We start from the raw sequence: 12,937 nt of genomic DNA, 5'->3' as shown, positions 1-12,937 counted from the left end.
CCCGCTCGCCCGGCGCGCCGCCGCGCAGCGGATCCTGCGTGCGGGGCAGCGGCTCGTGCTCGTGGCCTTCGCGCAGCTCGAACCACATCGCGTTCAGGATGGCGAAGGCGCAGGCCAGGCCCAGGCCGAGTATCCAGGAGAAGTACCACATGGCGGTCGCTCCGTATCAGTAGGAATGGGAAGAGGCGCCGACGCTCTCTTCGGTGACCTTGCCGCGCATGACGCGGTACACCCAGCCGGTATAGACCGTGACGATGGGCAAAAAGACCAGCGTGGCCAGCAGCATGATCCACAGCGTGCCGTGGCTGGAAGAGGCATCCCACACCGTCAGGCTGGCGCGCGGGTCGGCCGAGGAAGGCAGGATGAACGGGAACAGCGACAGGCCGAAGGTCAGGATGACGGCGCTGATCATCACCGAGGAAGCCACGAAGGATCCGGCGCCGCGGCGCAGCGACACCAGCGCCAGCGTCAGCAGGGCCGCGCCGATGCCGGCCGCCGGCGCCAGCCACAGCAGGGGCCAGCGCGCATAGTTGGCCAGCCAGCCGCCCTGCGCCAGCTCGACGGTCTTGGCCATGGGGTTGGAGGCCGCGTCGGCGACGACCGGGCTGGTGATCGCGTAGCCGTTCAGGCCGGCCACCCAGCCGCCGCCGGCGATGAACAGCAGCGCGCAGGCCACCGCGCCGAAGCGCGCCACGTTGCGCGAGCGCGCCGCCACCGGCCCCTCGGTGCGCCAGGCCAGCAGCACCGCGCCGTGCGTGACCAGCAGCGCCACGCTCAGTACGCCGCACAGCAGGGCAAAGGGCGTGAACAGTCCGAAGAAGGAACCGTCGTAATAAGGCCGCATGCTGCCCGGTTCCACGCCGAAAGGCACGCCCAGGATGACGTTGCCCACCGCCACGCCGAACACCAGGGCCGAGACCACGCCCGAGAAGCACAGCACGCCGTCCCAGGTGGCGCGCCAGCGCGGATCCTCGATCTTGCTGCGGTACTTGAAGCCCACCGGCCGCACGATCAGCGCCACCAGCAGCAGCAGCATGGCCAGGTAAAAGCCCGAGAAGGAGGTGGCGTACAGCAGCGGCCAGGCCGCGAAAATGGCCCCGCCGGCGGTGATCAGCCAGACCTGGTTGCCCTCCCAGACCGGGCCGACCAGGTTGAGCATGACGCGGCGCTCGCCGTCGGTGCGCGCGACCACGGGCAGCAGCGCCGCCACGCCCAGGTCAAAGCCGTCCATGACCGCAAAGCCGATGATCAGCGCGCCCATCAGGGCCCACCACACCACGCGCAGCGTGGCGTAATCCAGGGGAATCAGGGAAGAATCCATCATTGGGCTCCGTGCTCAGTTGGCCGGCGACAGGCCGCCGCCAAGGGGGTCGGCGGCGCCGGCGGGTTCGGCCGCCGGCTGGGGTTGAACTTGCGGCTGCGCTTGCGGTTCGGGCTGCGGCCGGGGCGGCTGCGGGGCAGGCTGGTCGTCCTTGGGGCCGGCCACGATGGCGCGCTTCATGATCTTGTAGCCCACGATGGCCAGGGCGGTGTACAGGGCCATGTAGACGCTCATGCTGATCGCCAGGTCCGTCAGGGTCAGGCCCGAGGCCGCATAGAAGGTGGGCAGCACGCCTTCGATCACCCAGGGCTGGCGGCCGTACTCGGCCACGAACCAGCCCGCCTCGATGGCCACCCAGGGCAGCGGCAGGCTCCAGAAGGCGATCTTGAGCAGGCGCGGGTGGCTGGCCAGGCGCCCGCGCGAGGCCAGCCAGAAGGCCACCGCGAAGAACACGATGAAGTACAGGCCCAGGCCCACCATCAGGCGAAAGCTCCAGAACAGCGGGGCCACGGCGGGCACGGTGTCCCAGGCCGCGCGGGCGATTTCCTCGTCGGTGGCCTGTGCGATGTCCTCGCGGTAGCGCTTGAGCAGCAGGCCGTAGCCCAGGTCCTTCCAGGTCCGGTCGAACACCTGGCGGGCCTGCGCGTCGCCGGGGTCGGCCCGCACGGCCTGCAGGGCGGCATAGGCCGTCACGCCGTTGCGCACACGCTGCTCGGCGCTCTTGACCAGGTCCTCGATGCCCAGCATGGGCGTGGTCAGCGAACGCGTGCCGATGATGCCCATGACGTAGGGAATCTCCACGGCGAAATGATTGCTGCGGGCCTGCTGGTCGGGAATGGCGAACAGGTTGAAGCTGGCCGGCGCCGGCTCGGTATGCCACATGGCCTCCATCGCGGCGATCTTCATGCGCTGGTGCTCGGTGGTGAGATACCCGCTTTCGTCGCCCAGCACCACCACCGACAGGGCCGAGGCCAGGCCGAAGCTGGCCGCCACCGCCATGGAACGCTTGGCCAGGTCGATGTGGCGCCCGCGCAGCAGGTACCAGGCGCTGATGGACATGACGAACATGGCGCCGGTGACGTAGCCGGCGCTGACCGTGTGCACGAACTTGGCCTGGGCGACGGGGTTGAAGACCACCGCGGCGAAGTCGGTCATTTCCATGCGCATGGTTTCGGGATTGAAGCGCGAGCCGACCGGGTTCTGCATCCAGCCGTTGGCGATCAGGATCCACAATGCCGACAGGTTGGTCCCCAAGGCCACCAGCCAGGTGACGGCCAGGTGGCCGACCTTGGACAGGCGGTCCCAGCCGAAGAAGAACAGGCCCACGAAGGTCGCCTCCAGGAAGAAGGCCATCAGCCCTTCAAGCGCCAGCGGCGCGCCGAAGATATCGCCCACGTAGTGGCTGTAGTAGGACCAGTTCATGCCGAACTGGAACTCCATCACCACCCCCGTGCCCACGCCCAGCGCGAAGTTGATGCCGAACAGCACGCCCCAGAACTGGGTCATCTTGCGCCAGATGGTGCGCCCGGTCATCACGTAGACGCTTTCCATGATGGCGATCAGGAAGGACAGCCCCAGCGTGAGCGGCACGAAGATGAAGTGGAACATGGCGGTCGCGGCGAACTGCAGCCGCGACAGGTCGACGACGTCGATCATGATGATCTGCCCTGACAGGAAACATGCACGCGGCAGGCGTGCGGCCGGGGCCCGGCGGGCCCGTTGCGAAGCAAGGCGGGCAAGGGGTTCATGCGGCGGAGCATCCCGTCGCCCGCCCCTATCGGTCCGGGCCGGCGCCGCCGCGCAGCTTGCCGGCCAGGCCCAGCACTTTCTGCACCTTCGAGCCCAGGCGCATCAGGCGCTCGAGCGTCTCGGGCGGCAGGCGCTGGATCTCGTCGAACCAGGCGGTGGACAGCTCGATCAGCTCGAGCATCTCTTTCATGCGCTGCTGGGCATGGCGCTCGGCCTGGTCGGCCGGCGCCTCGATCAGCGTGTCGCGCAGCAGGGTCAGGGTCGGATCGATCTCGCGCTTGCGTTTTTCCTCGACCAGCACGCGGAAGATCTCCCAGACGTCCTTGGGCGAATCGAAGTAGTCGCGCCGATCGCCGACCTGGTGCACCAGCTTGACCAGCCGCCATGACTGCAGCTCCTTCAGGCCCATGCTGACGTTCGAGCGCGAAAAACCCAGGGTTTCGGCGATTTCGTCGGCATTGAGCGGATGCTCGGACAAAAAAATGAGCGCATAGATCTGGCCCACCGTGCGGTTTACGCCCCAGCGGCTGCCCATTTCGCCGAAATGCAGCACGAAACGTTCGGTCTGGGGGGTGAGTTTCATGCTGCCGGGCCTTTTCATCAGTTACAGTGATTTCAGAAATTTCTGAAATTATCAAACAAAAAGAAACCCGGCGCAAGCAAGGCCCTCAGTGTGCCTGCCTGCCCCGGGCGGGGCCTTGATCCAGGTCAAACGGCAGCGGGATCGGGTGCGCGGCCCGCGCGCCGACCCTGCCGGCGCAAAGCTACGGCGCCGCGACCGTCACGCCCTGCGAGACACGCACCGCCTTTTCGCGGGCGGCCTGCACGTCCGGGGCCGTGGCCAGCGCCACGCCCATGCGCCGGCGCACATAGGATTCGGGCTTGCCGAACAGGCGGATGTCGGTGCCCGGCTCGGCCAGGGCCTGCGCCACGCCGTGAAAACGCACGCCCTGCGCCTGCACGCCGCCGTAGATCACGCTGCTGGCGCCCGGCCGGCGCAGGCTGGTGTCCACCGGCAGCCCCAGCAGGGCGCGCGCATGCAGCTCGAACTCGTTCTGCTCCTGGGTGATCATCGTGACCATGCCGGTGTCGTGCGGGCGCGGGCTGACCTCCGAGAACCAGACCTGGTCGCCGGCCACGAACAGCTCCACGCCGAACAGCCCCAGCCCGCCCAGCTCGCCGGTGACCGCCAGCGCGATCTCCCGGGCCCGCTCGAGCGCGCGCGGCGACATGGGATGCGGCTGCCAGCTCTCGACGTAGTCGCCGTCCACCTGGCGATGGCCGATGGGGTCGCAAAAGCGCGTCTGCACGCTGCCGTCCGCGCCGCGGCAGCGCACGGTCAGCAAGGTGATCTCGTAGTCGAAGTCGATAAAACCCTCGACAATGGCGCGCCCGCCGCCCACCCGGCCGCCCTCCTGGGCGTAGCGCCAGGCCTGGGCCACGTCCTGCTCGCCCCGGATGACGGACTGGCCCTTGCCCGAGGAGGACATGACCGGCTTGATCACGCAGGGATAGCCGATCTGGCCGATGGCCGCGCGCAGCTCGTCCTCGGTATCGACGAAACGGTAGGGCGAAGTGGGCAGGCCCAGGGTCTCGGCCGCCAGGCGGCGGATGCCCTCGCGGTTCATGGTCAGGCGGGCGGCGCGCGCCGTGGGCGTGACGCGCGTGACCCCGGCCGCCTCGAGCTCGACCAGCAGGTCGGTGGCGATGGCCTCGATCTCGGGCACCACCACGTCGGGCCGCTCGGCCTCGATGACGCGGCGCAGCGCCTGGGCATCGGTCATGGCCACCACGTGGGCGCGGTGCGCGACCTGGTGGCCGGGGGCGTTCTCGTAGCGGTCGACGGCGATCACTTCCACGCCCAGGCGCTGCAGGGCGATGACGACCTCCTTGCCCAGTTCGCCGGCGCCCAGCAGCATCACGCGCGTGGCCGAAGGACTGGAAGGAGTACCAAGAATGGGAGCGGGAATGTCGGACATGGCGGGCGCCTTGAGCGTCGTGAAAGAAAAGGATGCGGGAAAAGACGCGAAAGCTTGCCACAGCGGCGCCGCCCCCCGCAAACAGGCAGGGCCGGCCCGGGGGCGGCCGGGCCCGCCGCGCCGGCGGGCGCCCCCTTGTCCGCCCTGCCGGGCGGCTGGCGATGAATTAAACTCCGGCGATGAACGCAACCCCGACCCACACGGCCCTGGAAAGCGCCCGGCGCACCCTGCGCATCGAGGCCCAGGCCATCGAGACGCTGGCCCGGCGGCTGGACGACAGTTTCGCGCAGGCCTGCGAGCTGCTGCTGCAGTGCAAGGGCCGCGTGGTGGTCAGCGGCCTGGGCAAGACCGGCCATGTGGCGCGCAAGATCGCCGCCACCCTGGCCTCGACCGGCACGCCGGCCTTCTTCATGCATGCCGCCGAGGCGGTGCACGGCGACCTGGGCATGATCACGTCCCAGGACGTCATGCTGTGCCTGTCGCACTCGGGCGCCAGCCAGGAACTGCTCACCATCATCCCGCCAGCGCGCCGCATGGGCGCGCGGATCGTCGCCATCACCGGCAACCCCGACTCGGAGCTGGCCCGGCTGGCGGACGTGCACCTGGACGGCGCGGTCGAGCACGAGGCCTGCCCGCTGAACCTGGCGCCCACCGCCAGCACCACCGCCGCCCTGGCGCTGGGCGATGCGCTGGCGGTGGCCTGCCTGCAGGCCCGCGGCTTCGGCCCCGAGGATTTCGCCCGCTCGCACCCGGGCGGGGCCCTGGGACGCCGGCTGCTTACCCACGTGGGCGACGTCATGCGGCGCGGCGCCGCCCTGCCGGCGGTGGCCCAGGACGCCACCGTGTTTCAGGCGCTCGAGGAGATCTCGGCCAAGGGCATGGGCATGGCAGTGGTGCTGGATCCGCAGCGCCGCCCCGTGGGCATCTTCACCGACGGGGACCTGCGCCGCCTGATCGAAAAACGCGGGGACGTGCGCGGCCTGCCCGTGACCGAAGGCATGACGCGCAACCCCCGCACCATCGCCGCCGAAGCCCTGGCCGTGGACGCCGCCGCCCGGATGGACGAACTGAAAATCAGCCAGATGCTCGTGCTGGACGGGGAAGGCCGCCTGGCCGGCGCCCTGCACATGCACGACCTGATGGCCGCCAAGGTAGTCTGATACGAGATGGAACCGACGCTTACCCCCCCGCATCCCGCCGAAGCCCTGGTCCTGTCGCGCGTGCCGCCGGCCGTGCGCGAACGCCTGGCGCCGCTGCGCCTGATGGTGTTCGACGTCGACGGCGTGCTTACCGACGGCAGCCTGTGGTACGGCGAACACGGCGAAGTGGCCAAGCGCTTCCATGCCCTGGACGGGCATGGCCTGCGCCTGCTGGTCAAGAGCGGCATCACCGTGGCGCTGATCACCGGCCGCCAGGGCCCCATCGCCGACCGGCGCGCCGCCGAGCTGGGCATCGCCCACGTCATGCAGGGCGTGCAGGACAAGGGCCAGGCCCTGACGGAACTGGCGCAGCGCCTGAATGTCCTACTGGAACACACCGGCTTCATGGGCGATGACCTGATCGACCTGCCGGCCATGCAGCGCGCGGGCTTTGCCGCCAGCGTCCCGGATGCGCCGGCCTACGTCGCGCAGGCCGCGCACTGGGTCGCCAGCCGTCCCGGCGGCAGCGGCGCGGCGCGCGAATGCTGCGACCTCATCCTGGCCGCGCAGGGCCGGCTGGGCGCCTTCTTCCAGCCGGGCCTGCTGGGCCCCGGAGTCAACCAGTAAGACATGAGAGACCGCTTTCCCACCCTCATCGCGCTGGGCCTGCTGATCGCCCTGGTGCTGGGCACCTGGTGGGCGGCCGACTACGCGCAGCGGGCCATCCCGATCGACCCGCCGCGGCGCGTCACCCACGAGCCGGACGCCTGGGCCGAGCGGTTCGTGATGCTGCGCTCGGACGCCAGCGGCAAGCCCATCAACCGGCTCGAGGGCGCACTGCTGCAGCATTATCCGGACGACGACTCCTACGAGATCACCGAACCGCGCGCGGTCGGCCAGCAGGCCGGCAACCCGGTCACCATCGGCACCTCCCGCAAGGCCTACATGGACCAGGACGGCGCGCGCATCATCATGCGCGAGGACGCGCACCTGCACCGCATGGCCGACGGCGAGCGGGCCGCCATGGACGTGCGCAGCGAAGAGATCATCATCCTGCCGGACGAAGACCTGGCCTACACCGACAAGCCGGCGCAGGTGGTCAACGGCCGCTCGCGCATGAACGGCACCGGCATGCGCTACAACAACCGCACCCGCCAGCTCGACGTACACTCGGCCACCGACGTGCAGATTTCCGGCGCCGACAGCGGCCCGATCAGCGGGCGCCGCCGCCTGAACGACAATCCGACTCCTTGACCCGCATACCGCCATGCCTGCCAAGCGCCTACGCCTCGCCGCCCCCTTGCTGACCCTGGCCCTCTCGCTGCTCGCCGCGCCGGCGCACGCGCAGGCCGCGGGCCAGGCCGAAGAACCCGACACGCTGATCCTGTCCGACTCCTTGCACTACGACGACGTCAAGCGGCAAAGCACCTTCACCGGCAACGTCATCATGACGCGCGGCGACCTGACCCTGCGGGCCGACACCCTGGAAATGCGCGAGGACGCGCAGGGCTTCCAGCACGGCACCGCCACGGTGGGCAAGGGCCGCCTGGTGCACATCCGCCAGGTGCGGCCCGGCTCCAGCGAGGTCATCGAGGCGGTGGGCCAGCGCGCCGAATACGACGGCAGGAACGAGACCATCGAGATGATCGGCCAGGCCGTGGTCACCCGCCTGGTGTGCGGCAAGCCGTTTGACAGCGTCAGCGGCGAGCGCATCCGCTACAACCAGCAGAACGACACCTACCAGGCCACCGGCGGAAGCGGCTCGGCGGCCCCCGGCGGGCGCGTGCGCTCGATCGCCCAGCCGCGCGCCAAGTCCGAGGCGGCGGCCGCCGCCTGCGCGCAGGCGGGCGGCGCCAACGCCAAGCCGGGCGCCGCCCAACCTTGATTGCCCGACGCATGAGCGAATCGACTTCCTCTCCCGCTTCCCTGCCGGCCGCCTCGGCGGCGGTGGCCTCCGGCGCGCAGCAGGCCCCGGGGCGCCTGCGCGCGGTCGGCCTGCGCAAGACCTACGGCGGGCGCACCGTCGTGCAGGACGTCTCGATCTCCGTCGACAGCGGCGAGGTCGTGGGCCTGCTCGGCCCCAACGGCGCGGGCAAGACCACCAGCTTCTACATGATCGTGGGCCTGGTGCCGGCCGACGCCGGCCGCATCGAGATCGACGACGTGCCGGTCACGGCCATGCCCATCCACAAGCGCGCGCGCCTGGGCTTGTCCTACCTGCCCCAGGACGCCTCGGTGTTCCGCCGCCTGACGGTCGAGCAGAACATCCGCGCCGTGCTAGAGCTGCAGGTGGACCGGCATGGCAAGCTGCTGCGCGGCAAGCAGATCGAGGATCTGCTCGAGTCGCTGCTCGAGGAGCTGCAGATCGGCCACATCCGCCGCAACATGGCGGTCTCGCTATCGGGCGGCGAGCGCCGCCGCGTCGAAATCGCCCGGGCCCTGGCCACCCAGCCGCGCTTCATCCTGCTGGACGAGCCCTTCGCCGGCGTGGATCCCATCGCGGTCATCGAGATCCAGCGCATCGTGCGCTTTCTCAAGAGCCGGGGCATCGGCGTGCTCATCACCGACCACAACGTGCGCGAGACGCTGGGGATCTGCGACCGCGCCTACATCATCAGCGAGGGCAAGGTGCTCACCGACGGCCATCCCGACGAGATCGTCGGCGACCCGGCCGTGCGGCGCGTCTATCTGGGCGAACATTTCAGGATGTAGTCTGCAGCCGGGCGCCCGCGCGCTGGTTGGAATCGCTGCCGAATCTCTATAAACTGGACTCGAAACTGTCATTTTTTTTGGAGGGAAGCCTAGACGTACCAACCGCGCCGACGGCGCATCTTTTCTCGATAGGAGAGCCCGATATGAACCTGAGCATCAGCGGTCACCACCTCGACGTCACGCCCGCCATCCGGGAATATGTCTTGAACAAGCTGGCGCGAGTGCTGCGGCATTTCGACCATGTCATCGACACGCAGGTCATGCTCTCGGTAGAGCCCTTGCGTCACCGCGCGGAAATCACCATGCGCGTGCGCGGCAAGGACATCCACTGCGAGGCAGTCGAAGAAAACCTCTACGCGGCCATCGACGCCCTGGCCGACAAGATCGATCGCAAGGTCATCCAGCACAAGGACCGTTTGCAGAACCATTCGCACGAGCCCGCCAAGCGGCAGATGGCGGCATAGCGCCCGTCAACGTGCAGCGGCCCGCGCCCCCAGGCAGTCCGTGGGGGCCCCGGGCCCGGCCCTCCCCAAAGCGCCTGGCCCCCGCCCGGCATCCCCGCCGCCGGAAAAAGCGTTGCCTTCCGGCCGATCCCGATTCCCTTTCCGCAGCAGCCGGTCTATTCTTGCCCCGTCGCGCCGCCCGACCCGGGTAGAACCTTTCCCGCGGGCGGCAGCAAGCGCGAAGGCGCAGCGCGGGGCCTTTTTTTGCATTGCCGCATATAAACCTATAATTGTCCGCATGAACCATCTGTCGCAAATCCTGCCGGCTGGAAACATCGTCCTGGACCTGCCGGCCACCAGCAAGAAGCGGGCATTCGAGCAAGCCGGCCTGCTGTTCGAAAACCACCACGGGCTGGCGCGCAGCATCGTCTTCGACAGCCTGTTCTCGCGCGAGCGCCTGGGTTCGACGGCGCTGGGCCAGGGCGTGGCCGTGCCGCACGGGCGGGTCAAGGGCCTGACCGAGGCGCTGGCCGCCTTCTACCGGCTGGCCCAGCCCGTGCCCTTCGATGCGCCAGATGGCCAGCCGGTGCGGCTGCTGATGATCCTGCTGGTGCCCGAGACGGCCACCCAGCAGCACCTGGACATCCTTGCCGAGCTGGCGCAGCTGCTCTCGAACAAACCCTTGCGCGAGCGGCTCATCGCCGAGGCCGACCCGGCCGCGGTGCACCGGCTGCTCACCAGCGGCAACTCCTGACTAGCGAACGCCCGATGCTCACCGTCCAGGATCTCGTAGACGACAACGCGGACAAGATCCCGTTCACCTGGATAGCGGGGCATGCCTCGGCCGACAACGCCCTGCCCGAGGAAGGCGACTCGGCCGCCGACCTGGTCGGCCACCTGAACCTCATCCACCCCTCGCGCATCCAGGTATTCGGCGAGCCCGAAATGGCCTTCTACAAGCGCCTGGAAATGCGCCGGCGCGTCTACTACATCGAAGAGCTGCTGGCCGGCGGCGTGCCCGCCATCCTGCTGGGCGACGGCCTGAGCGCCCCGGACGACCTCATCGAGCACTGCGAGCGCCAGCAGGTGCCGCTGCTGTCCACGCCCATCGCCGCCGCGCAGCTGATCGACCTGCTGCGCATCTACCTGGGCAAGCGCCTGGCGCCCACCACCACGGTGCACGGCGTTTTCATGGACGTGCTGGGCCTGGGCGTGCTGATCACCGGCGAATCGGGGCTGGGCAAGAGCGAGCTGGCGCTGGAACTGATCTCGCGCGGCCACGGCCTGGTGGCCGACGACGCGGTCGAGCTCTCGCGCACCGCGCCCAACGTCATCGAAGGCCATTGCCCGCCGCTGCTGCAGAACCTGCTCGAAGTGCGCGGCCTGGGCCTGCTGGACATCCGCACCATCTTCGGCGAGACCTCGGTGCGCCGCAAGATGCGCCTGAAGCTGATCGTGCACCTGATCCGCGCCACCGCCCAGGACAAGTTCGAGCGCCTGCCGCTGCAGGACATGACCCAGGACATGCTGGGCCTGCCGGTGCGGCGCGTCATGCTGCAGGTGGCGGCGGGCCGCAACCTGGCGGTGCTGGTCGAGGCCGCCGTGCGCAACACCATCCTGAAGCTGCGGGGCATCGACACCCTGGGCGAATTCATGGAGCGGCAGGCCGCCGCCATCATGCAAAACAGCAAATAGAACGCCGTGCAAGAAGAGGACATCGCCCCCCCGCTGAACGTCGTGCTGCTGACCGGCATCTCCGGCTCGGGCAAGTCCGTCGCGCTGCGCCTGCTCGAAGATTCCGGCTTTACCTGCATCGACAACCTGCCGGTGCGCTTTCTGCAGGAATTCATCGCCAACGCGCGCGAAAGCAACCTGGGCCGCGTGGCGGTGGCCATCGACGTGCGCTCGCCGGGCGAGCTGGCCGAGCTGCCCGACGTGATCACCGCCTTGCGCGGCATGGGCACCCACCTGCGCGTGATCTTCCTGGACGCCAACACCGAGACGCTGGTGCAGCGCTACTCCGAATCGCGCCGGCGCCACCCGCTGACCGACCGCCTGGACCTGCCCGGCGGCGCCAGGCCGTCGCTCAAGGAATGCATCGCGCGCGAGCGCGAGCTGCTGGCGCCGCTGCGCGAGCAGGAACACGTCATCGACACCTCCGAACTGACGCCGGGGCAGTTGCGCGCCTGGGTGCGGGACCTGGTGCAGGCCGACCGGCGGCCGCTGGTGCTGACCTTCCAGTCGTTCGCCTACAAGCGCGGCGTGCCGCGCGATGCGGACCTGGTGTTCGACGTGCGCTGCCTGCCCAACCCGCACTACGACAGCAACCTGCGGCCGCTGACCGGGCGCGACGAACCCGTGGCCAAGTGGCTGGCCGGCTTCGAGCAGGTCGGCCAGATGATCGACGACATCACCGCTTTCATCCGCAAGTGGCTGCCGCGCTATATCCAGGACACCCGCAGCTACCTGACGGTGGCCATCGGCTGCACGGGCGGCCAGCATCGCTCGGTGTACGTGGTCGAGGAGCTGGCCAGGCGCTTCGCCGATCATCAGCCGCTGCTGGTGCGCCACCGCAACCAGCTGCCCGACGAGCATGCTTGACAGGGTCGCGCCAGCCTGGTTTTTGCCCCTGCCGGCCTGGCTCTGCCGCCTGGCCGTGCTGGCGCTGATACTGCTGCTGGCCGCTTGCGGCTCGGCGCCCAAGACCGGCACGCGCGGCGGCGGCTACTACAAGGACGACGGCCCGCCCGCAAGGCCCCCGTCCAACCTGGACAGGGTGCCCGACGCCGTGCCGCGCATCGAGCCGCTGGCCAGCGGACCGAACCGTCCCTATGTGATCTTCGGCAAGCGCTACGTGCCCGACACCAGCGGCCAGCCCTACCGAGCGCGCGGCGTGGCCTCGTGGTACGGCAAGAAGTTCCACGGCAACCCCACCTCCAACGGCGAGCGCTACGACATGTACGCCATGACGGCCGCGCATCCCACGCTGCCCATTCCCAGCTACGTGCGCGTCACCCGGGTGGCCACCGGCAAGACGGTCGTGCTGCGCGTGAACGACCGCGGGCCCTTCCACAGCAATCGCATCATCGACCTGTCGTACGTGGCGGCCCACAAGCTGGGCATCCTGGGCCCGGGCAGCGACGAGGTCATCGTCGAGCGCATCATGCCCGACGAGATCCGGCGCATCGCCGCCGGCGCGCCCGCCGTCCCGCCGCAACAGGCGCCGGCCGCGCAGCCGGTGGCGCTGCGCGAACCCGCGCAGGCGCCCGCGCCCCTGCCCCCGCCCGCGGCGCCTCGCCCGCTGCCGCCGCCGCCCGCACCGGCATCCTTTGCGGCCGCGCCCGTGGCCGGCGCCTATTTCCTGCAGTTGGGCGCCTTCGGCGAACCGGGCAACGCGCAGGCGCTGGCCGGTCGCGTCAACAGCGCCTTCCAGCCCGGCGAGACGCCCGCCGTCACCGTGCAGCAGGTAGACCGCTGGTACCGCGTGCGCATCGGCCCCTATCCGGATCGCGCCGCGGCGGAAAGCGCCCTGCAAATGGTGGCCGACCGTACCGGCGTGCAGCCGGCGCTGGCCTTCGGGCATTAGGGGCCGGC

The 12,937-nt window shown here is 69.6% G+C and carries 14 protein-coding genes and 1 pseudogene; 10 read left to right on the top strand and 5 right to left on the bottom strand.

Annotated elements, in window-relative coordinates; translation table 11 throughout:
* Positions 1-31: 31 nt before the first annotated feature.
* The 5 genes and pseudogenes from cydX to purT all read right to left on the bottom strand — a co-directional run.
* Positions 32-151 (bottom strand): annotated as a pseudogene (gene cydX / locus V8Z80_RS16690) (cytochrome bd-I oxidase subunit CydX); the annotation flags it as partial.
* 15 nt (positions 152-166) lie between these two features.
* Positions 167-1,321 (bottom strand): cytochrome d ubiquinol oxidase subunit II, encoded by a 1,155-nt coding sequence (cydB, locus tag V8Z80_RS16685; RefSeq protein WP_336062834.1) that lies wholly within the window; start codon positions 1,319-1,321, stop codon positions 167-169.
* A gap of 15 nt (positions 1,322-1,336) precedes the next feature.
* Positions 1,337-2,977 (bottom strand): cytochrome ubiquinol oxidase subunit I, encoded by a 1,641-nt coding sequence (locus tag V8Z80_RS16680; protein ID WP_336062784.1) that lies wholly within the window; start codon positions 2,975-2,977, stop codon positions 1,337-1,339.
* Between the two features lie 118 nt (positions 2,978-3,095).
* Positions 3,096-3,653 (bottom strand): GbsR/MarR family transcriptional regulator, encoded by a 558-nt coding sequence (locus V8Z80_RS16675; protein ID WP_155197434.1) that lies wholly within the window; start codon positions 3,651-3,653, stop codon positions 3,096-3,098.
* A gap of 181 nt (positions 3,654-3,834) precedes the next feature.
* Positions 3,835-5,049 carry a formate-dependent phosphoribosylglycinamide formyltransferase gene (purT, locus tag V8Z80_RS16670; RefSeq protein WP_155197433.1) on the bottom strand — a complete coding sequence of 405 codons (1,215 nt, stop codon included), beginning with the start codon at positions 5,047-5,049 and terminating at the stop codon, positions 3,835-3,837.
* A 179-nt stretch (positions 5,050-5,228) separates the two neighbouring features.
* Here purT and V8Z80_RS16665 point away from each other — a divergent pair, with 179 nt between their 5' ends.
* The 10 genes from V8Z80_RS16665 (at position 5,229) to V8Z80_RS16620 (ending at position 12,929) form a co-directional block, all read left to right on the top strand.
* Entirely contained in the window at positions 5,229-6,209 is a 981-nt protein-coding gene (locus V8Z80_RS16665) for a KpsF/GutQ family sugar-phosphate isomerase (RefSeq protein ID WP_336062783.1), read from the top strand.
* 6 nt (positions 6,210-6,215) lie between these two features.
* The gene (locus tag V8Z80_RS16660) at positions 6,216-6,815 is read left to right on the top strand and encodes a KdsC family phosphatase (RefSeq protein WP_155196292.1); all 600 of its coding nucleotides are present in this window, start codon (positions 6,216-6,218) and stop codon (positions 6,813-6,815) included.
* 3 nt (positions 6,816-6,818) lie between these two features.
* Entirely contained in the window at positions 6,819-7,442 is a 624-nt protein-coding gene (lptC, locus tag V8Z80_RS16655) for an LPS export ABC transporter periplasmic protein LptC (RefSeq protein ID WP_336062782.1), read from the top strand.
* 13 nt (positions 7,443-7,455) lie between these two features.
* Positions 7,456-8,073: a lipopolysaccharide transport periplasmic protein LptA gene (gene lptA, locus V8Z80_RS16650; protein WP_155196294.1), complete on the top strand. Its 618-nt coding sequence runs from the start codon at positions 7,456-7,458 to the stop codon at positions 8,071-8,073.
* Positions 8,074-8,084: 11 nt separating this feature from the next.
* Positions 8,085-8,900, top strand: coding sequence for an LPS export ABC transporter ATP-binding protein (gene lptB / locus V8Z80_RS16645; protein ID WP_336062781.1), 816 nt, complete (start codon positions 8,085-8,087; stop codon positions 8,898-8,900).
* Between the two features lie 143 nt (positions 8,901-9,043).
* Positions 9,044-9,364: a ribosome hibernation-promoting factor, HPF/YfiA family gene (hpf, locus tag V8Z80_RS16640; protein ID WP_155196296.1), complete on the top strand. Its 321-nt coding sequence runs from the start codon at positions 9,044-9,046 to the stop codon at positions 9,362-9,364.
* A 277-nt stretch (positions 9,365-9,641) separates the two neighbouring features.
* Entirely contained in the window at positions 9,642-10,097 is a 456-nt protein-coding gene (locus tag V8Z80_RS16635) for a PTS sugar transporter subunit IIA (protein ID WP_155196297.1), read from the top strand.
* A 14-nt stretch (positions 10,098-10,111) separates the two neighbouring features.
* A complete protein-coding gene (hprK, locus tag V8Z80_RS16630) occupies positions 10,112-11,038 on the top strand; it encodes an HPr(Ser) kinase/phosphatase (protein ID WP_155196298.1) in 927 nt (308 codons plus the stop codon).
* 6 nt (positions 11,039-11,044) lie between these two features.
* On the top strand, positions 11,045-11,944 hold the full coding sequence (gene rapZ / locus V8Z80_RS16625) for an RNase adapter RapZ (RefSeq protein WP_442951991.1): 900 nt from the start codon (positions 11,045-11,047) through the stop codon (positions 11,942-11,944).
* Positions 11,937-12,929, top strand: a complete 993-nt coding sequence (locus V8Z80_RS16620; protein WP_155196299.1) for a septal ring lytic transglycosylase RlpA family protein — start codon at positions 11,937-11,939, stop codon at positions 12,927-12,929. Before rapZ ends, V8Z80_RS16620 begins: the two co-directional genes overlap by 8 nt.
* Positions 12,930-12,937: the final 8 nt, after the last annotated feature.

The organism is Orrella sp. JC864 (genome assembly GCF_037026685.1).
Lineage (GTDB): Bacteria > Pseudomonadota > Gammaproteobacteria > Burkholderiales > Burkholderiaceae_B > Orrella.
The sequence above is the reverse complement of the archived record's forward strand: the minus strand, read 5'-3'. Positions and strand labels throughout refer to the sequence as shown.